At 63.6% G+C, this 20233-nt stretch carries 15 protein-coding genes; 6 read left to right on the top strand and 9 right to left on the bottom strand.

What is annotated here, in order from left to right:
- Positions 1–88 precede the first annotated feature (88 nt).
- Both V5F23_RS11920 and V5F23_RS11915 read right to left on the bottom strand, forming a co-directional pair.
- Positions 89–1270 (bottom strand): DNA-binding transcriptional regulator, encoded by a 1182-nt coding sequence (locus V5F23_RS11920; protein ID WP_123578080.1) that lies wholly within the window; start codon positions 1268–1270, stop codon positions 89–91.
- Positions 1271–1331: 61 nt separating this feature from the next.
- Positions 1332–1514, bottom strand: a complete 183-nt coding sequence (locus tag V5F23_RS11915) for a hypothetical protein (protein ID WP_212803706.1) — start codon at positions 1512–1514, stop codon at positions 1332–1334.
- 63 nt (positions 1515–1577) lie between these two features.
- Between V5F23_RS11915 and xylA the strand changes: the two genes are divergently transcribed.
- The 5 genes from xylA to V5F23_RS11890 all read left to right on the top strand — a co-directional run bounded on the left by xylA (position 1578) and on the right by V5F23_RS11890 (position 9467).
- Positions 1578–2894: a xylose isomerase gene (xylA, locus tag V5F23_RS11910; RefSeq protein WP_042730153.1), complete on the top strand. Its 1317-nt coding sequence runs from the start codon at positions 1578–1580 to the stop codon at positions 2892–2894.
- A 147-nt stretch (positions 2895–3041) separates the two neighbouring features.
- The gene (xylF, locus tag V5F23_RS11905; RefSeq protein WP_042730152.1) at positions 3042–4043 is read left to right on the top strand and encodes a D-xylose ABC transporter substrate-binding protein; all 1002 of its coding nucleotides are present in this window, start codon (positions 3042–3044) and stop codon (positions 4041–4043) included.
- A 177-nt stretch (positions 4044–4220) separates the two neighbouring features.
- Positions 4221–5777 (top strand): D-xylose ABC transporter ATP-binding protein, encoded by a 1557-nt coding sequence (gene xylG, locus V5F23_RS11900; RefSeq protein ID WP_042730151.1) that lies wholly within the window; start codon positions 4221–4223, stop codon positions 5775–5777.
- The gene (locus V5F23_RS11895; protein WP_042730150.1) at positions 5778–6914 is read left to right on the top strand and encodes a sugar ABC transporter permease; all 1137 of its coding nucleotides are present in this window, start codon (positions 5778–5780) and stop codon (positions 6912–6914) included. It begins immediately after the preceding gene.
- Between the two features lie 198 nt (positions 6915–7112).
- On the top strand, positions 7113–9467 hold the full coding sequence (locus V5F23_RS11890) for an EAL domain-containing protein (RefSeq protein WP_338498512.1): 2355 nt from the start codon (positions 7113–7115) through the stop codon (positions 9465–9467).
- 3 nt (positions 9468–9470) lie between these two features.
- On the opposite strand, the gene V5F23_RS11885 is transcribed toward V5F23_RS11890, so the two are convergent.
- From V5F23_RS11885 to V5F23_RS11875, 3 genes are all read right to left on the bottom strand, one after another.
- Positions 9471–9920, bottom strand: a complete 450-nt coding sequence (locus tag V5F23_RS11885) for a phosphate ABC transporter substrate-binding protein (protein WP_338498510.1) — start codon at positions 9918–9920, stop codon at positions 9471–9473.
- A complete protein-coding gene (locus V5F23_RS11880; protein WP_338498508.1) occupies positions 9920–11158 on the bottom strand; it encodes a porin in 1239 nt (412 codons plus the stop codon). The genes V5F23_RS11885 and V5F23_RS11880 overlap by 1 nt, the downstream gene beginning before the upstream one ends.
- 192 nt (positions 11159–11350) lie before the next feature.
- Positions 11351–13240 (bottom strand): ATP-binding protein, encoded by a 1890-nt coding sequence (locus V5F23_RS11875; RefSeq protein WP_047735436.1) that lies wholly within the window; start codon positions 13238–13240, stop codon positions 11351–11353.
- A 1086-nt stretch (positions 13241–14326) separates the two neighbouring features.
- Here V5F23_RS11875 and V5F23_RS11870 point away from each other — a divergent pair.
- A complete protein-coding gene (locus tag V5F23_RS11870; protein WP_042731835.1) occupies positions 14327–14857 on the top strand; it encodes an AidA/PixA family protein in 531 nt (176 codons plus the stop codon).
- 76 nt (positions 14858–14933) lie between these two features.
- On the opposite strand, the gene V5F23_RS11865 is transcribed toward V5F23_RS11870, so the two are convergent.
- From V5F23_RS11865 to V5F23_RS11850, 4 genes are read right to left on the bottom strand one after another with little or no spacing between them, the layout of a single operon-like run.
- The gene (locus V5F23_RS11865) at positions 14934–15155 is read right to left on the bottom strand and encodes a formate dehydrogenase subunit delta (RefSeq protein WP_042731834.1); all 222 of its coding nucleotides are present in this window, start codon (positions 15153–15155) and stop codon (positions 14934–14936) included.
- Positions 15152–18028, bottom strand: coding sequence for a formate dehydrogenase subunit alpha (fdhF, locus tag V5F23_RS11860; protein WP_042731833.1), 2877 nt, complete (start codon positions 18026–18028; stop codon positions 15152–15154). The genes V5F23_RS11865 and fdhF overlap by 4 nt, the downstream gene beginning before the upstream one ends.
- Entirely contained in the window at positions 18025–19584 is a 1560-nt protein-coding gene (locus V5F23_RS11855; RefSeq protein ID WP_338498506.1) for an NADH-ubiquinone oxidoreductase-F iron-sulfur binding region domain-containing protein, read from the bottom strand. Before V5F23_RS11855 ends, fdhF begins: the two co-directional genes overlap by 4 nt.
- Positions 19578–20060 carry a formate dehydrogenase subunit gamma gene (locus V5F23_RS11850; RefSeq protein ID WP_047735444.1) on the bottom strand — a complete coding sequence of 161 codons (483 nt, stop codon included), beginning with the start codon at positions 20058–20060 and terminating at the stop codon, positions 19578–19580. The genes V5F23_RS11855 and V5F23_RS11850 overlap by 7 nt, the downstream gene beginning before the upstream one ends.
- Positions 20061–20233: the final 173 nt, after the last annotated feature.

The raw sequence follows: 20233 nt of genomic DNA, 5'->3' as shown, positions 1-20233 counted from the left end.
TCACCAACGGACGCTAAAGCAACAGTCCGTATCGCAGTGGGGGCTGGATACACAGGGATACAGAGGTGGCGAGAAGGCGGCGCTACAGTCACTCCACCGCTTGTGCCTGCTGATACTCCCGAGGCGTACAGCCGAACTCACGCCGGAACACGGTGTGCAGGTACTGCGCCGATTTGAAGCCGCAACGCTGGGCGATGTCGGCAATCGGCGAGTCGGAGTTGCCGAGCCCGCTGGCGGCAGCGGCCAGCTTGAAGCGCAGGATCTCGTCGTGAACGCTGCACCCGCGCACCTTGCGAAAGTGCGACTCCAGGGATGAACGCGACACACCGACATACGCCGCCACCTGGGCGGTCTTGATGCCCTGGCAGGCGTATTGGCGGATGAACAGCAGCGCCTGCATGACGTAGGGATTGCCCAGCGGCTGGTGCAGGCTGGAAACCTGCACATTGATCGCATCCGGCGGAACCAGGATCTGCGTGCCCGTGGACGGCATGCCGTGGAGCATCTGGTGCAGCAGGCGCGCCGCGGTCCGGCCCATGGTTTCGGTGCCCTGGATCACCGAACTCAGTGGCACCCGCGTCAGGCTGCGGGTCAGCGGATCGTTGTCGATGCCGATCAACGCCACCTGCTCCGGGACGGCGATCCCGGCGGTCAGGCAGGCTTGCAACAGTTGGCGGGCGCGGGCATCGCTGACGGCAATGATGCCGATGGGTTTGGGCAGGCTTTGCAGCCAGGCGATCTGCTGTTCGACGGCGCTGTCCCAGAGCGGCGCGCTGGTGCCCATGCCGCGGTAGATCTCGGCGGGCAGGCCGTCGCGCTGCACCAGGCGGCGAAAGGCTTTTTCCCGCTCCTGGGCCCAACGATTGGCCTGTGCCTCGGGCAGGCTGAAACAGGCGAAGCGCGTCAGGCCGGCCTCGATCAAGTGCTCATAGGCCAGCGTCATCAACGCGTCGTTGTCGGTGGCGACGTAAGGGATGCCCTTCGGGTAGGCCCGCGCATCCTGGTAGGAACCGCCCACTGCCACCACGGGCAGCTTGATCCCCGCCAGCGCCTCGCCGATCAGCGGGTCGTCGAAATCGGCAATGATGCCGTCGCCCTGCCAGCGCTCGATGCCCTTGAGGCGACAGAGGAAATCCTCTTCGAGGAACAGGTCCCACGAAGCGCGGGTGCTGCTCAGGTAATTGCCGATGCCGCTGATGATCCCACGGTCGTAGATCTTGCTGCCGTTGAACAACAGGGCGATGCGGTGAACGGGCGGGACAGTTTTCATTGTTTGAACCCTTGGCCGATGGACACAGACCAGTCTCTGTCTGAAAAGCCTTGATACTCGTTCATGCTGCGTTGAAAACCGGCTCGGAATGCTCATTTACTCCAGTAAAGTCGAGCGCGACCCCGACCGTTCCTCGCCGGTTTTCGCCTTGCCTGACCTTCGTCTCAAGACTTTTCAAACAGAGACTAGGCTTGCTCGCGCTCAAGCTCAATACAAAATCGAACGGCCCGTTGGTGATTTTCATAATCAGCAGCCTCAGGTCCGGCGCTAGTATCGAGACACCGCCAAGAATAAAAAGGACACAGCCATGCCGTACTTCCCCGGTGTCGACAAGATTCGCTTCGAGGGTGCCGCCAGCGGCGCACCCCTCGCCTTCCGCCACTACGACGCCGACAAGCTCATCCTCGGCAAGCCCATGCGCGAACACCTGCGCATGGCGGTCTGCTACTGGCATTCGTTCGTCTGGCCGGGGTCCGACGTGTTCGGTGCCGGCACGTTCAAGCGCCCCTGGCAGCACGCCGGCGACCCCATGGAACTGGCCATCGGCAAGGCTGAAGCGGCCTTCGAGTTCTTCAGCAAACTGGGCATCGATTACTACTGCTTCCACGACACCGATGTCGCCCCCGAGGGCAGCTCGCTGCGCGAGTATCGCAACCATTTCGCGCAGATGGTCGATCACCTGGAACGCCATCAGGAACAGACCGGCATCCGATTGCTGTGGGGCACCGCCAACTGCTTCAGCAACCCGCGCTTTGCCGCCGGCGCGGCAAGCAACCCGGACCCGGAAGTCTTCGCCTGCGCCGCCGCCCAGGTGTTCAGTGCCATGAACGCGACCCTGCGGCTCAAAGGCGCCAACTACGTGTTGTGGGGTGGCCGCGAGGGCTACGAAACCCTGCTCAATACCGACCTCAAGCGCGAGCGCGAGCAACTGGGCCGGTTCATGCGCATGGTGGTCGAGCACAAGCACAAGATCGGCTTCAAGGGCGACCTGCTCATCGAACCCAAGCCCCAGGAGCCGACCAAGCACCAATACGATTACGACACCGCCACAGTGTTCGGCTTCCTCCAGCAGTTCGGCCTGGAGCGCGAGATCAAGGTCAACATCGAGGCCAACCACGCGACCCTGGCCGGGCACAGCTTCCACCACGAGATCGCCACCGCGACGTCGCTGGGGATCTTCGGCAGCATCGACGCCAACCGGGGCGATCCGCAAAACGGCTGGGACACCGACCAGTTCCCCAACAGCGTCGAGGAAATGACCCTGGCCACTTATGAAATCCTCAAGGCCGGAGGGTTCACCCACGGTGGATTCAACTTCGACTCCAAGGTTCGTCGCCAGAGCGTCGACGATGTCGATCTGTTCCACGGCCATGTCGCCGCCATGGATGTCCTGGCCCTGGCCCTGGAGCGCGCGGCCGCCATGGTCCAGGACGATCAGTTGCAACGGTTCAAGGACCAACGCTACGCCGGCTGGCAGCAGCCGTTCGGCCAGGCAGTGCTGGCGGGCGACTACAGCCTCGCGGCGCTGGCTGAACATGCCTTCGACAACGCGTTGAACCCCCAAGCGGTCAGTGGCCGACAGGAGATGCTCGAGAACGTGGTCAACCGGTTCATCTACCCCTGACCCAGGACTGCACCGGGAGCCTGCGAGCCTGTGACATTCGCGCGACAAATCTGTGCCCACACCGCCGTGCAACGCTCTACAGTCTTACCGGCATCCCGCTCATCGTCAGGACGTGTCTTTCAAACAACAATAAAAGGACGCACTACCATGAAAACATTCAAACGCACGTTGCTCGCCGGCGCCCTCGCCCTGCTCTCGCTCCCGGTCATGGCCGACGCCGCGCACCCGAAAATTGGCTTCTCCATCGATGACCTGCGCCTGGAACGCTGGTCGCGGGACCGCGACTACTTCGTCGCGGCAGCGGAAAAACTCGAGGCCAAGGTCTTCGTCCAGTCGGCCGACGCCAACGAGCAGAAGCAGATCTCGCAGATCGAGAACCTCATCTCCCGGGGCGTCGACGTGATTGTCATCGTGCCATTTAACGCCACCGTGCTGACCAACGCCGTCGCCGAAGCCAAGAAGGCCGGAATCAAGGTGGTGTCCTACGACCGGCTGATCCTCAACGCCGACATCGACGCCTACATTTCCTTCGATAACGAAAAGGTCGGCGAAATGCAGGCCAGCGGCGTGTTGCAAGCGGCGCCCAAGGGTAATTACTTCCTGCTCGGCGGCGCCCCGACGGACAACAACGCCAAGGTGCTGCGTGAAGGCCAGATGAAAGTGCTGCAACCGGCCATCGACAAGGGCGACATCAAGATCGTCGGCCAGCAATGGGTGAAGGAATGGAACCCCACCGAAGCCCTGAGCATCGTCGAGAACGCCCTGACCCGCAACAGCAACAAGATCGACGCCATCGTCGCCTCCAACGACGCCACCGCAGGCGGTGCGATCCAGGCCCTCGCGGCCCAGAAAATGGCCGGCAAGGTGCCGATCTCGGGCCAGGACGCCGACCTGGCGGCGGTCAAGCGGGTGATCGACGGCACCCAGACCATGACCGTCTACAAGCCACTCAAGCTGATCGCCACCGAAGCCGCCAAGCTCTCGGTGCAACTGGCACGCAACGAGAAACCCACCTACAGCTCGCAGTACGACAACGGCAGCAAGAAGGTCGACACCATCCTGCTCACCCCGACCCCGCTGACCAAGGACAACATCGACCTGCTGGAAAAGGACGGCTTCTACACCAAGGCGCAGATCGCCGGGCAATGACCTGAAGCCAAGCCCGAGGTTATCAGTCACTGTGGGAGCGAGCTTGCTCGCGATGGCGGTGGTTCAGCTGGCATCCCTTTCGGATCTGCTGCCGCTATCGCGAGCAAGCTCGCTCCCACAGGAAACTGGCTGACATCAGGGCAGTGCCTAGCCACTGATTATGTGTGAGTCCTTGCCATGTCCGATTACCTGCTGCAAATGAACGGCATCGTCAAGACCTTTGACGGTGTCAAGGCCCTGAACGGCATCGATATCAAGGTCCGGCCCGGTGAGTGCGTCGGCCTGTGCGGCGAGAACGGCGCGGGCAAATCCACGCTGATGAAAGTCCTGTCGGCGGTCTACCCCCATGGCACCTGGGAGGGCGAAATCCTCTGGGACGGCCAGCCGCTCAAGGCGCAATCGATCAGCGACACCGAAGCCGCCGGGATCGTCATCATCCACCAGGAGCTGACCCTGGTCCCCGACCTGTCGGTGGCCGAAAACATCTTCATGGGCCACGAGCTGACCCTGCCCGGCGGGCGCATGAATTACCCGGCCATGATCCATCGCGCCGAAGCCCTGATGCGGGAGCTCAAGGTGCCGGACATGAACGTCTCGCTGCCGGTGTCCCAGTACGGCGGCGGCTACCAGCAACTGGTGGAAATCGCCAAGGCACTGAACAAGCAGGCGCGCCTGCTGATCCTCGACGAGCCCTCCTCGGCCCTGACCCGCTCGGAAATCGAGGTGCTGCTGGACATCATCCGCGACCTCAAGGCCAAGGGCGTCGCCTGCGTGTACATCTCCCACAAGCTCGACGAAGTGGCCGCCGTGTGCGACACGATTTCGGTGATCCGCGACGGCAAGCACATCGCCACGACCGCCATGGCCGACATGGACATCCCGAAGATCATCACCCAGATGGTCGGGCGAGAAATGAGCAACCTCTACCCCACCGAACCCCATGAGGTGGGCGAGGTGATCTTCGAGGCGCGCCACATCACCTGCTACGACATCGACAACCCCAGGCGCAAACGGGTCGACGACATCTCGTTCGTGCTCAAGCGTGGGGAAATCCTTGGCATCGCCGGGCTGGTCGGCGCCGGCCGCACGGAGCTGGTGTCGGCGCTGTTCGGCGCCTACCCCGGCCGCCACGAAGGCGAAGTCTGGCTCGACGGCCAGCCGATCGATACGCGCACCCCGCTCAAGGCGATCCGCGCCGGCCTGTGCATGGTCCCCGAAGACCGCAAGCGCCAGGGCATCATCCCGGACCTGGGCGTGGGCCAGAACATCACCCTGGCCGTGCTGGACACTTATTCACGCCTGACCCGCATCGATGCAGAGGCCGAGCTGGGCAGCATCGACAAGGAAATCGCGCGCATGCACCTCAAGACCGCGAGCCCGTTCCTGCCAATCACCAGCCTGTCGGGCGGCAACCAGCAAAAAGCCGTGCTGGCGAAAATGCTCCTGGCCCAGCCCCGGGTGTTGATCCTCGATGAACCGACCCGCGGGGTGGACGTCGGCGCCAAGTATGAGATCTACAAGCTGATGGGCGCGCTGGCGGCCGACGGCGTGTCGATCATCATGGTCTCCTCGGAACTGGCCGAGGTGCTGGGGGTGTCCGACCGGGTGCTGGTGATCGGCGAAGGCCAGTTGCGCGGCGACTTCATCAACCACGAACTGACCCAGGAACAGGTGCTCGCCGCCGCGCTCAGCCACCCCGATGGCCATCACAATAATGATCGGAAGTCCGCGTAGATGAATCAGGTCAAACAACTGTTCTCCCGCTACAAAATGCTCGCGCTGGTGATCGCCGTGGCGATGATCTGGCTGTTCTTCAGCTGGCAGACCGAGGGCGGCTTCCTGACCCCGCGCAACCTTTCCAACCTGCTGCGGCAAATGTCCATCACCGGGATCCTGGCCTGCGGCATGGTGCTGGTGATCATCAGCGGCGAGATCGACCTGTCGGTGGGGTCCTTGCTGGGGCTGCTGGGAGGGCTCGCGGCGATCCTTGATGTGGTCTATCACATCCCGCTGCTGGCGAACCTGAGCCTGGTCGCCCTGTGTGGCCTGGTGATCGGCCTGGGCAACGGCTACATGACCGCCTACCTGCGCATCCCCTCGTTCATCGTCGGCCTGGGCGGCATGCTTGCCTTTCGCGGGATCCTGCTGGGGGTCACCGGCGGGACCACCATCGCCCCGGTGTCGCCGGAGCTGGTCTACGTCGGCCAGGGCTATCTGCCGCACGCCGTGGGCACCGGGCTGGGCGTGGTGCTGTTCGCCCTGACCCTGTTCCTGACCTGGAAACAGCGGCGCAATCGAGCTTTGCATGGCCTGGCGGCGCACTCGTTGGTACGCGACGTGCTGCGGGTGGTGCTGATCGGCGCGGTGCTGGCCGGCTTCGTCTACACCCTCAACAGCTACGACGGCATCCCGGTTCCGGTGCTGCTTTTGCTGGTGCTGCTCGGCGTGTTCAGCTACGTCACCAGCCAGACCGTGTTTGGCCGGCGGGTGTATTCGGTGGGCAGCAACATGGAAGCCACGCGCCTGTCGGGTATCAACGTGCAAGCGGTGAAACTGTGGATCTTCGGCATCATGGGGGTGATGTGCGCCCTGGCCGGCGTGGTCAACACCGCGCGCCTGGCAGCGGGTTCGCCCTCGGCCGGCAACATGGGCGAGCTCGATGCCATCGCCGCCTGCTTCATCGGTGGCACTTCGATGCGCGGCGGCTCCGGCACGGTCTACGGCGCCCTCCTCGGCGCGCTGGTCATCACCAGCCTGGACAACGGCATGTCGATGCTCGACGTCGACAGTTACTGGCAGATGATCGTCAAGGGCAGCATCCTGGTGCTGGCGGTGTGGGTCGACGTGAGCACCCGCACCGGACGACGCTGAGCCGGGACTGGCGATGGCCCCGACGCCGTCGCCACCACGTGGCACGGCACAGGCCAAGGGCATTTTTTGGTCTATAGTTTCCAGCGAACCCGTTGATACACCTTTTCGCATGGACGCAATCGGGAGCTTCGGCCATCCGTCTCTTCCCCGGCGGATGTCCGCTAACCTGGAATGCCGGTACAACGCACGGAGCACATCATGTCGATCCAACGGACGAGTGGACTGAGGCAGGCTCGCGGTGTCGCCACCGATGCATCGCCCCGTCCCCCAGCCCGGCTCTTTCGACATGGCCTCGACCGCATAAGGGAAGCCTACGTCCTGCTGCCGCTGCTGGCGCTGCTCCTGCTGATCGCCCTCTGGTCCGCCACCCTCTATCTCATCCAGGTCGAACAAACCCGCGCCCAGCGCAACGCCGCGACATTGAGCCTGGAAATCAGCGCCACCTATGAGGCCCAGATGCTGCGCGCGGTGCGTGAAATCGACCAGACCCTCAAGCTCGTCAAGTACGCCTACGAGGCGCAAGGCGAGCACAACCCACTCACCGGGCTCAGGGAGCGAGCGCTGTTGCCGCCGGCCCTGTTGTTCGACGTGAGCGTGGTCGACGCCGACGCCCAACTGGTCGCCAGCACCCGCGCCAACGACACCAGCCATGGCAATGACCCGCAAGAACTGCGCACGCTACGGCACAACGACACGCTGCTGGTCAGCCGTCCCTGGAAAGACCCGCGCACCGGAGAATGGCGATTGCGCTTCAGCCGGCGCCTCGATGGGCCGCAGGGCACGCTCTCGGGGATGGCCCGCGTCGAGGTGGATGCGGCCTACTTCGTCAGCAGCTATGACCCCTCGAAACTTGGCGTCCAAGGGGTACTCGGGCTGCTGGGCACCGACGGGGTGTTCCGGATCCGGCGCACCGGCGATACCCTGCTGGCGGGCGATACGGTCGACTACGCAGCCCTGGTGCCAGACACCGAGGACACCCAGGCGCTGCTGCTGGTCAACCATTGGGACGGCGTGCGCCGCTACACCAGTGCCCGCCAGCTCTACGACGTTCCCCTGGCGGTGATCGTCGGGCTGTCCGAAGAGGAACAACTGCTTGCCGTGACCCGCCAGGCCCAGGTCTATTTGCATCGAGCCACCGCAGCCAGCCTGCTGCTGATCTGCCTGGCGGGCCTGCTCAGCCGGATGAGCTGGCAATTGGCGCAAAGCCGTCTGCAGGCTGCCGAAGCCAAGGTCGCCTACGCCGAACGCGTCGAATACCTGGCCTACCACGACGGCCTCACCGCGCTGCCGAACCGCAGCCTGTTCAGCAAACTGCTGGTGCAGAACATTCGCGAAGCCAGCCGTTATCGACGCCAGATGGCCGTACTGTTCCTCGACCTCGACCGCTTCAAACTGATCAACGACACCCTCGGCCACGATGCCGGCGACCAGTTGCTGCAAGAAGTCGCCCACCGTCTCAAGACCTGTCTGCGCGAAAGCGACATCGTCGCCCGCCTGGGCGGCGACGAATTCGTGATTCTGCTGCCGCAGCTGTCGGATGAACAGTACGTAGGGGCCACCGCCCAGAAAATCCTCGGGGCGATTGCCAGGCCCTTCAACCTGCAAGGGCAAGAGTTTCGCGTGACCGCCAGCATTGGCATCAGCCTGTACGACCGCGACGGCCAGGACGAACAGACCCTGAAGAAAAACGCCGACATCGCCATGTACCAGGCCAAGCAGCAGGGCAAGAACACCTTCCAGTTCTACTCCGAGCGCTTGAACGCCGAATCACTGGAGCGGCAAACCCTCGAACTGGGCTTGCGCCATGCCTTGGAACGGGATGAGTTCAGGCTTCACTACCAGGCCAAGCGCGACATCCGCAGCGGGCAGATCACCGGCATGGAAGCGCTGTTGCGCTGGGAACACCCCGACCTTGGCCTGGTGGCGCCCATGCAGTTCATTCCGGTGGCCGAAGAGACGGGCCTGATCGTGTCCATCGGCCAATGGGTGCTGCGGACGGCTTGCCTGCAAAACGTCGCCTGGCAACAACAGGGACTGGCGCGGTTGTGCGTGGCCGTGAACCTGACGGCCCGGCAGTTCTTCGACGACGCGCTGCTGAGCGACCTTGCCACTGTCCTGGCCGAGACCGGCATGGACGCCAACCTGCTGGAACTGGAGATCGCCGAGAGCCTGCTGATGCAGGACGTCAAGGCTGCCCTCCAGGTCCTGACCGGGCTCAAGCAACTGAACGTGCGCATCGCCATCGACGATTTCGGCGTCGGCTACTCATCGCTCTCGGCCCTGCAGCAGTTCCCGCTCGACGCCATCAAGATCGACCGCTCGTTCATTCGGGACGTGGCCCGGGTGTCGGAGGACCGGGCCTTGACCGAGGCCATCATCACCATGGGCCGCAGCCTCAGCCTGACGGTGGTGGCCCAGGGCGTGGAAACCAAGGAGCAAGCCGACTTCCTACGGGACAACGCTTGCGATGAATTCCAGGGGTTCTACTTCAACAAGCCGATGCCCGCCGACCAGTTCCAGGCCTTGCTGCAAGCGCAAGCGCCTCACCCCTAGTCCTCACGGCGGATCCGCCGGCAGCACCCGGACACTGTCGTCCACGTCTCGCGCATCGATGTAGCCGACACTGTCGGGGTGGCCGGCCAGGTACTTCTTCACCTCCGCGCTGCTGCCAAGGGTTTCCGGCGGTTGGCCCCGGCCGGTAAAAATGATCTTCGACCAGTGCGCCTTGAGCTGGGCGGCGGACTTGCCGGTGAAGCGGGTGTAAAACTCGTCGCGAATCGCCGAGCCCTCGGGCAAATCAATGGGAACGGCCTGCCCGCCATCGGGAAAACGATTGGTCTTGCCCAGGAAGATATTCGCCACCTGGCTGCCCGCCAGCGTCTTCACCGGGCTGGCACTGGCAACGACCACCACCACCTCGGCCATCGCCAGCGTGCTGCCAGCGGACAATACGACGCCTGCCACCGCACACCCCGTGTGCTTGAGAAAGCGCATGATCGGGCCCATCAGAACACGAAATCCACGGCGACGCTGAGCAGGCTGAACGAGCCACCGGGCTCGAAGTCCGGCTGGAAATTGGTCAACGGTCCAGTGGCGGTGCTGCCAAGGCGCGTGTGGTCGTACTGCAGCTTGGCGTCCATGTTCTTGGTGAAATCCCAGCGCACGCCCAGGGACAGGGTCTGCTGGCGGCTGCCTGAGCCGAGGATGCCGTTGAGCGCGCCGTTGAGCTCACCCGCCGGCCCCACGAGTTCAGGCGGCAGGTTCGAGGTGTCCAGCCCCTCGGTGGACGTTTCGCTCAGGGTCTTGGAACGTGCATAGGTGATATAGGGTGTGAACGCATTGATCCTGTAGCCGCTGCTGACGTACCAGGCGCTCATCTCGCCAAACGCCGCGTGGCTTTTGAAATGCCCCCATTCGCCCATGACGAACCAGTCGCCTGGATCGTAGATGGCGCCCACGCCGACGAAGTTGAAATGCTTGCCCTTGGTGTCATAGCGGTCGGCAATGTCGTTGCCCTGCGCGCCGAACTGCCGGAAATCATCGAACAGCGGGTTGAAGGGCTCGTAGGTCAAATGCGTCTGCTGGAAGGTGATGCGCGTGGTCAAGGCGCCGTATTCGGTCAGGTTGGAAACGCCCCACGATTCCCGGGCGCGGGTTTCACCCGTGCCATGGGGCATCTTCACCGTGCTCTGGCCCACGTTGCCCTGCACCGTGTTGGCAACATCGCCCACGTGCAGCCGGTAGCTGAGATCCATGCCGTCGGTGCTGGTCACAGGGATCATGCTGTACACCTCGCCCGGCGGCCGTACCCAGGGGAGCGTGTAGCCGACCTTGCGAGTGTCGGAAAACAGGAAGGCCGGCTGCACCGTGCGACCGATGCGCAGGCTGAAATCCGGCGTGACCTGGTACTTGAAGTTCGCCCACTCCAGGGAGGGCCGGTAACTGTTGTCGTAACGTTGTTCCGAAATGACCTGCACCACCGCAGAAAGCTGCGGGTTGAAACGGGCGGTCAGCTGGGCCCCGATCAGGCTGTCGACATCGGCGCTCCAGTCGCGGGTGTGCCCGGCACCATTGGGCTTGTAGATGCTGGAGGTGTAGTCGGCGTTTTTCTCGTTGGAGTGAACCATCCCCACCGTGCCGAAGCTGCTCACTGAAAACGTCGGGCCCTGGGCGTCGGCGGCGTGCGCGGTGCAGGCGTACAGAGCCAGCACGGCCAACGCCAGGGGGTTGAGTCGTGGCGTCATGGGTCAGTGCAGCCCTATGGCAAGGGAGATTTCAGCCAGGCTCGCTGGCGCCCTGGAACGTGTAACGACATTGATTGCGCAATTGCCCGGGGAGACTGCCACCATGCGTTCTAATCCTTGTAACGTTGGCTCAGTAGGCATTCGGTGATGCCACGAACGACATTGTAGTCGACAAACCGCCACCCGCCCGGCTCATGCCCGGCCGGTCGGGCCCGAAGGCCGGGTGGGCAGTTCCAGGGTGAAGGTGGCGCCCTGCCCCGGCCCGGCACTCTGGACCTTCAATGCCCCGCCCATCTCCATGGCGGCCAGCACACAACTGTGCAGGCCGAAACCGTGGCCATCCTTGCGGGTGGTGAAGCCGTGGGCAAAGATGCGCGTCAGGTTGCCCTCGGCGATCCCCTCGCCATTGTCGATCACCCGGATGATCAAGGTCTGTTCCGTGTTCAGCTCGCCCTGCAAGGTGATCACCGGGGGCCGATCCGCCATGTCGACCATCGCGTTGCCGGCGTTCTTGATCAGGTTGACCAGGATCATCAGCACCCGGTGCTTGTCCAACTCAACCGCCGGCAAGCCTGTGAACGCCTTCTGCACCGTGACGTGGCGGGTCGTGAGCACGCCGGCGTTCATGCGTAACGCATCCTCGATCAGTTGCTGGACCTGCACGGTCTCGCGCAGGCTGGAAGCGCCTGAATACGATTGTTGGGCCGCCACGACTTCCTTGATGTGATCGATGCTCTTGGTCAACTGCTCAAGCTCTTCGGCCATGCTCTTCTGCTCGACCGCCAAGGCCTCCACCACCTGGTTCAGGTAGCCGGGCAGCAACCTGCCTTTCTCGTCCTGCGAGATGAAGTGGCCGAGGTCCTCGGTGTGCTGGTTCATCAACTGCATCGCCTTGCCCAGGCCCAAGGCTTTACTGGTGCGCAGTTTTTGCGTCAGCACCTCGGCGCAAACGTTGACGCTGTTGAGGACGTTGCCCACGTTGTGCAGCACGTTGGTGGCGATCTCGGCCATGCCGGCCTGGCGGGCGACGGCCACCAACTGGGTCTGGGCTTCAGCGGTGCGCAGGCGACTCTGTGCCAGCTGCCAGCTCATGCGGCTCAGCAACACCACCAGGAACATCAACACCAGACTGCCGGCCGCGGCCCGCCACACATAGGTTTGGGCTTGCTGGGTGACGGCCGCCAGTTGCTCCTGCTCGGACAACCCGACGATCACCGCCAGCGGCAGGTCATAGAGCTGCCGAGCGCTGGTGTAGCGGCGTACGCCGTCCCAATCGTTGGTCAGCAGCAGCGCCTGGGTGTCCTCGGTGTCCGGCACCAGCGCCGCGTAATCCACCGTGTCACCGGCCTGCACCGTCTCCCCGGTGCGCCGCACCCGGAACACGCCGTCGGTGCCCAGCAACCCGAAGACGCCCTGCTCGCCGAGCTTCGAGGCATCGTAGCTGCTGACGAAATAGTTCGCGTCAACCTCGACCCTGGCGACCCCCGCGAACCCGCCATCGGCCGAACTGAGGCGCCGGCTGAAGCGCAACCGCCATTCGCCGTTGAGCGGGTTTCTCCAGGGGCGGCTGATCAATAGCGTGTCGTCGCGCCGCAACGTGCGCAGGTCGTCCGCGTCGTCGACCACTTCCGTTTCGTTGGCCCGGGTGCTGGCCACCAACCTGGCATCGGCGTCGATCACGCTCACGTCAAACAACAGCGACGGCGGCAACAATGCCCGCTCCTTCAGCCTGGGCAGCGGGTTGCGCTGGCCTTCGGCCTCGTAGGTGTACTTGACGAGCTTGAGGGTCTGGTCGATTTCATGGACCGCCCGCAGCATCTGGGCTTCATAGGTCGCGCTGACTTCCAGGCTGACTGCCGCCGCGTTATGCCGCGCCCGGGTCAGTTCGCTGGTGATGAGGTACAGCGTCGTCAGCCAGATGGCCAACAACAGGAAAACCGCCAGCAGCGGAAACAGGACATACGCCTCCTTGGCATGACCGAGCCCACGCCGCAAGACGCGGCCCATGGCCTGGGAGACCGTCTCCGCGGACCTGGCGATACCGGAGGCCAACCTCAGTCCATCTGGCCGTTGAAACGACATGATGCGCTCCCTGCGTTGAACCGGCGTGTTCCTTGCGGCGTTCGGGCAAAACGATTGACTGGAGAAACTATAGATCACAAAACCGGTGCGGGCGTCGGGTGCTCAACAGCGAATGAGCGAACGAAACGCTTCCGAAAATCTCGCCGAAACCCACCCTGCCCGCTCCCACAGAGGATTGGGTGTGTACGCCGCCTTCGCATACACCACCAAGACCTGTGGGAGCGGGCTTGCCCGCGAAGACGGCGGCACATTCAGCATCTTCATGACAGACACTCCGCTTTCGCGGGCAAGCCCGCTCCCACCCAGGATTGAGGGTGTGCGCAGCCTTTGCATGCACCAGCAAGACCTGTGGGAGCGGGCTTGCCCGCGAAGACGGCGGCACATTCAGCATCTTCATGGCAGGCACTCCGCTTTCGCGGGCAAGCCCGCTCCCACCCAGGATTGAGGGTGTACGCAGCCTTTGCATGCACCAGCAAGACCTGTGGGAGCGGGCTTGCCCGCGAAGACGGCGGCACATTCAGCATCTTCATGACAGACACTCCGCTTTCGCGGGCAAGCCCGCTCCCACCCAGGATTGGGGGTGTACGCAGCCTTTGCATACACCAGCAAGACCTGTGGGAGCGGGCTTGCCCGCGAAGATGGTGGCTCATTCAGCATCTTCATGGCAGACACTCCGCTTTCGCGGGCAAGCCCGCTCCCACCCAGGATTGAGGGTGTACGCAGCCTTTGCATGCACCAGCAAGACCTGTGGGAGCGGGCTTGCCCGCGAAGGCGGTGGCACTGTCAACGGGCCTCCAGAAAACACCCCAATGCGCCAGCCTCTGCCAGTACCCGCTGTCCGCCTTTTCCTACTGCTCCCGCCAGATAAATACCCAGCAACTCATAGGAAATTGCCAATAACCCAACCAGATCAGAAAAGTACCCTAGTCGCGTTCCGCTGCGTTTCGCTAACGTCAAAAAAACGAAGTTTGACTCTATAAGGCCATCACCTATCGTTCCTCCCCGAGACCACACCCAGGGACCGGGTGGCCCGGACGCCCTTTGAGGGTGAGGTCGTCAATGCTGTTCGATCAAGGAGCGATAAACATGTCTGGAGCAACCCAAACCATTGATGTGCTCGTCAACGTTGATGCCGATTACCTGCTCGCCCACCCCGGCGACGTAGGCGGCGCAATTGCCATGCTGGTAACCCGCAGTGCCGTCGACAGCCATGCCAACATCACCAGCGGCGAAGGCGAAGGCGGTAACGAGTTGTGGTTCGATGTAAATCCCGGTGACATCATTCGCTGGCGAGCCACCACGCTGTCGCGCAATTTCGACCGCATCGCGTTGATCAAGGACGTCGAGATCGGCAACCCGCACCAGGGCGGTGATTACAAGGGCACGATTTCGAAACCGACACCCTTCAATATCCCCGGCATCCCCGTGCCTTATCTGGACAACGGTGCCCCTGGTGGTATCTCCAAGACCGATGTGACCTATACCTTCTGGCAGTCCACTGCATTGAGCCCGGGAAAGCTCTGGTACCAAATCTACTTCGTGCTGCTGGACCGCAACCTGAACCAGATTGGCCCGACCAACACGTGGGACCCCTACGTCACCGTCAATAACCAATAACCGAAAGGCAAAAGCCCCGTGGGTGCACAGTCAGCTGTGCTCTCACGGGGCTTTGCGGACTGACGGGGCTGGCTTCCTAGGCCGCTTTTTCAAACTCCATCAATGCCGCCAATACCAACGGATGCAGGACCGCCTCGGGATGTTTCGTTTGCCAGGCCGTCAAGTCGCGACACATGGCTGGCGTCCAGAAGCTCTTGATGTGTTGGTACACGCCACGCACCGCCACCGCAGGGTCCGGTTCACTGGCGAAGTACTGACCAATCTGGTTGGCCATCTTGATCAAGTTGTCAGAACTCATCGGCGCACCTCGGCTTTCTCGGCATGACGGCGTTCCCTCAGCAGGCGGCCTTGTTCATCACTGAACGCCTGGTAGCGTTTCTGCCATTCCGAAGGCTGGCTGACCCGCACGATCTCGACCGCCGTCACTTTGTATTCCGGGCAGTTGGTGGCCCAGTCGGAGTTGTCGGTGGTGATCACGTTAGCGCCCGATTCCGGGAAATGGAACGTGGTGTAAACCACGCCCGGCGCCACGCGCTCGGTCACCTTCGCCCGCAGCACGGTCTGCCCGGCACGGCTGCCGATGCCGACCCAATCGCCATCGACGATGCCACGGTTCTCAGCGTCGGTCGGGTGGATTTCGAGGCGGTCCTCCTCGTGCCAGGCGACGTTCTCGGTGCGCCGGGTCTGGGCACCGACGTTGTACTGGCTGAGGATACGGCCGGTGGTCAGCAGCAATGGATAGCGATTGTTGACCTTTTCCTCGGTGGGCACATACCCGGTGAGCATGAACCGACCCTTGCCGCGCACGAATTGCTCGATGTGCATGGTCGGCGTCCCGTCCGGCGCGGCATCGTTGCACGGCCATTGCAGGCTGCCGTGACGATCCAGCTCGGCGTAGCTGACGCGGGTGAAGGTCGGTGTCAGGCGGGCGATTTCATCCATGATCTGCGAAGGATGGCTGTAGTCCATCTTGTAGCCCAAGGCATTGGCCAGGGCGATCGTGGCCTCCCAGTCAGCCTTGCCGGCCAGCGGGTCCATGACCTTGCGCACCCGGGAGATGCGTCGCTCGGCGTTGGTGAAGGTACCGTCCTTCTCGAGGAACGAACTGCCCGGCAGGAACACGTGGGCGAACTTGGCCGTTTCGTTGAGGAAGATATCCTGGACGATCACGCATTCCAGGGCACTCAGCGCCGCGGTCACGTGCTGGGTGTTGGGGTCGCTCTGGGCAATGTCCTCGCCCTGGCAGTAAAGCGCCTTGAAGGTGCCATCCAACGCGGCCTCGAACATGTTCGGGATGCGCAGGCCCGGATCGGGTTGCAGGGTCACGTTCCAGGCCTGCTCGAACTCGGCGCGGACCGTTTCGTTGGAAATGTGCCGATAGCCCGGCAACTCGTGGGGGAACGAGCCCATGTCGCAGGAACCCTGGACGTTGTTCTGCCCACGCAGCGGGTTCACCCCGACGCCCTCGCGGCCGATGTTGCCGGTGGCCATGGCCAGGTTGGCGATGCCCATCACCGAGGTGCTGCCCTGGCTGTGCTCGGTCACGCCGAGGCCATAGTAGATGGCAGCGTTGCCACCGGTGGCGTAGAGCCGTGCGGCGGCGCGGATCTGTTCGGCCGGGACGCCGCAGACCGCTTCCAAGACCTCGGGCGCGTTCTCTGGCAGGCTGACGAAATCGCTCCAGCGGGCAAAATCGGCCGCCTCGCAGCGCTGTGCGACAAACGGCTGGTCAACCAGACCTTCAGTGACGATCACATGGGCCAGCGCGTTGAGCATGGCCACGTTGGTCCCTGGACGCAGTTGCAGGTGCAGCTCGGCACGGGCGTGGGGCGAATCCACCAGGTCGATGCGACGTGGGTCGATGACGATCAGCCGAGCGCCCTGGCGCAGACGACGCTTGAGCTGGGAACCGAAGACCGGGTGCGCATCGGTGGGGTTGGCGCCCATCACCAGGATGACGTCAGCCTTCATCACCGAGTCGAAATTCTGCGTGCCGGCCGATTCGCCCAGGGTTTGCTTGAGGCCATAACCGGTGGGCGAATGGCAAACACGGGCGCAGGTGTCGACGTTGTTGTTGCCGAATGCGGTACGCACCAGCTTCTGCACCAGGTAGGTTTCTTCGTTGGTGCAACGGCTGGAGGTGATGCCACCGATGGAGTCACGCCCGTACTTGAGCTGGATACGGCGCAATTCGCTGGCGGCATACGTCACCGCCTCGTCCCAGCTGACTTCCTGCCACGGGTCGTTGATGTGCTTGCGGATCATCGGCTTGGTGATGCGGTCCGGGTGAGTCGCGTAGCCCCAGGCGAAACGGCCCTTGACGCAGGAGTGGCCGTGGTTGGCCTGGCCGTTCTTGTCCGGGACCATGCGCACCAGTTGCTCGCCTTTCATCTCGGCACGGAAGGAACAGCCTACGCCACAATAGGCGCAGGTGGTGATGACGCTGCGCTCCGGCTGGCCGATCTCCACCACGCTCTTGTCGATCAGGGTGGCTGTCGGGCAGGCCTGCACGCACGCACCGCACGACACGCATTCGGAATCGAGGAAATTCTCACCGCCGGCCGCTTCGACCCGGGAGTCGAAACCACGCCCGCTGATCGTCAGCGCGAAAGTGCCCTGGATCTCTTCGCAAGCCCGAACGCAGCGGCTGCACACGATGCATTTGCTCGGGTCGTAGTCGAAATAGGGGTTGGAAACATCCTTGGCATCGCTCAGATGGTTGGCGCCCTCGTAGCCATAGCGCACTTCGCGCAGGCCCACCTGCCCCGCCACCGTCTGCAACTCGCAATTGCCATTGGCCGGACATGTCAGGCAGTCCAGCGGGTGGTCGGAGATGTACAGTTCCATGACGTTGCGGCGCAACGTGGCGAGCTTGGACGTCTGGGTGCTGACCACCATGCCCTCGGTCACCGGCGTGGTACAGGACGCCGGATAGCCGCGCATGCCCTCGATCTCCACCAGGCACATGCGGCAGGAGCCAAAGGCTTCCAGGCTGTCGGTGGCACAGAGTTTGGGAATGGTGGTGCCGAGCAAGGCCGCCGCGCGCATCACCGACGTACCGGAAGGTACGCTGATTTCACGTCCGTCGATGGTCAGGCTGACCTGCACCTCGCTTTCGCGCGCCGGGGTACCCAGGTCGATATCGCTGCTGGGATCGAAGATGTTGATCATTGGTCGGCCTCCGTGGTCGCCAGACCGAAGTCGGCGGGGAAGTACTTGAGGGCGCTGGCCACGGGGTAGGACGTCATCCCGCCAAGGGCGCAGAGCGAGCCGTATTGCAGGGTGTCGCAGAGGTCTTGCAGCAACAGCACCTGTTCCTGGCGAACAGCGGTATCGGTACTGGCGATCAAGCGATCGACCACCTCCACCCCACGGGTGGAGCCGATCCGGCAAGGCGTGCATTTACCGCAGGACTCTTCGGCACAGAATTGCAGGGCGAACCGGGCCATCTGGGCCATGTCGAGGCTGTCGTCAGCCACCACCACGCCGCCGTGGCCAAGCATCGCGCCCATGGCGGCGAAGGCTTCGTAGTCCAGCGGGGTATCGAATTGCGAAGGTGGCACCCAAGCCCCCAGTGGTCCGCCCACCTGGGCGGCTTTCAACGGTCGACCGCTGGCAGTCCCGCCACCGTAGCCTTCCACCAATTCCCGCAGGGTCAGGCCGAACGCGCGCTCGACCAAACCACCCTGGCGGACGTTGCCGGCCAGTTGGAACGGCATCGTGCCCAGGGAACGGCCCATGCCAAAATCGCGATAGAACTGCGCACCCTTCTCCAGGATCACCGGTATCGAGGCCAGGGTCACCACGTTGTGGACCAGCGTCGGCAGGCCGAAGAGGCCTTGCAGCGCGGGCAACGGCGGTTTCGCTCGCACTTCGCCGCGCTTGCCTTCGAGCGACTGCAGCAGCGACGTTTCTTCACCGCAGATGTAGGCCCCTGCCCCCACCCGGACTTCCAGTTCGAAGGTGCGACGGCTGCCGGCCACGTCCTTGCCCAGGTAGCCAGCGGCGCGAGCGATGCCCAGGGCGTCGTTCAGCGTACTGACCGCGTCCGGGTATTCCGAACGCACATAGATGTAGCCCAGGGTGGCGCCGACAGAGATGCCGGCAATGATCATGCCTTCGATCAGCAGGAACGGATCGCCCTCCATCAACATGCGGTCGGCAAACGTTCCGGAGTCGCCTTCGTCGGCGTTGCACACCACGTATTTCTGCGGCCCCACGGCCTCGCGCACGGTGCGCCACTTGATGCCCGCCGGGAACGCCGCCCCGCCCCGACCGCGCAAGCCGGAATCGAGGACACTGGCGACCACGTCCCCGCCATCCATCTGGACGGCGCGGGCCAGCCCGAGGAAGCCGCCCTGGGCACGGTAATCGTCCAGGGACAAGGGCTGGGTGATGCCGGCACGGGCGAACAGCAGGCGCTGCTGGCTCTTGAGATAAGGTATGTCTTCCACCGGCCCCAGGGCCAGCGGGTGGCTGCTCGGGTCGCCGGCCAGCGCATCCAGCAGGCTCGGCACGTCCTGCGGCGTGACCGGGCCGAAGCCCAGCCGGACGCCATCGCGTTCCAGCTCCACCAGCGGTTCCAGCCAATAGAGGCCACGGGAACTGGTACGTCGCAACGCCAGCGGCTGTTGTCGGCGCTCGGCCTCCGCCGCCAGCGCTGTGGCCACCTTGTCCGCGCCCACGGCACGGGCTACCGAGTCACGAGCAATGCAGAGCGTCAGCATGCGCCATCCTCCAGGCAACCATTGACCAGTTGGCGCAGGCGTTCCGGGGTCAGGCGTGCATGCAGCTCACCGTCCAGTTCCAGGGCCGGCGAACAGACGCAGGCGCCCAGGCAATAGACCGGCCGCAGGCTGATGCGGCCATCGGCACTGGTGCCGTGGTCGTCCAGGGACAGGTGTTCGCGCAATTGCGCGGCCAGGCCCTCGGCGCCCATGCTCTTGCAGGACTCCGCGCGGCACAGGCGCAAGGTATGGCGGGCCGGTGGCGTGGTACGAAAATCGTGGTAGAAGCTGATCACCCCACGCACTTCAGCCTGGCTGAGGTTGAGGGCATGGGCGATTTCGGGGACGGCGACGTCGGGCACATACCCGCAGCCTTCCTGGATGGCGTGCAGGATGGGCAGCAAGGCACCGGGGGTGTCCTTTTCAAGCGCCAACACACTCTGAATCAAAGGCAGGTGAAGCGTCTCATCAGGCATAAACGTACCTCGGCATCTCGAACGACACTGCCGCCGGGCGGCAGCTGTCCGGAGTCTTGGCTGCGGCGTCCGGCCCACGTCACGGTAGCGTGGCAAATCCGGTCGCCATTCTCGCTCACCGGCCAAGTGTCTTTGGCGCACTCGGTCCGGGGCATCATCACAGCTTGCCATTC

The sequence above is a fragment of the Pseudomonas sp. WP18 genome (assembly GCF_036689585.1).
Taxonomy (GTDB): Bacteria; Pseudomonadota; Gammaproteobacteria; order Pseudomonadales; family Pseudomonadaceae; genus Aquipseudomonas; species Aquipseudomonas chlororaphis_E.
Note: the sequence above shows the minus strand (reverse complement) of the source record. Positions and strands in the feature narration are given on the sequence as shown.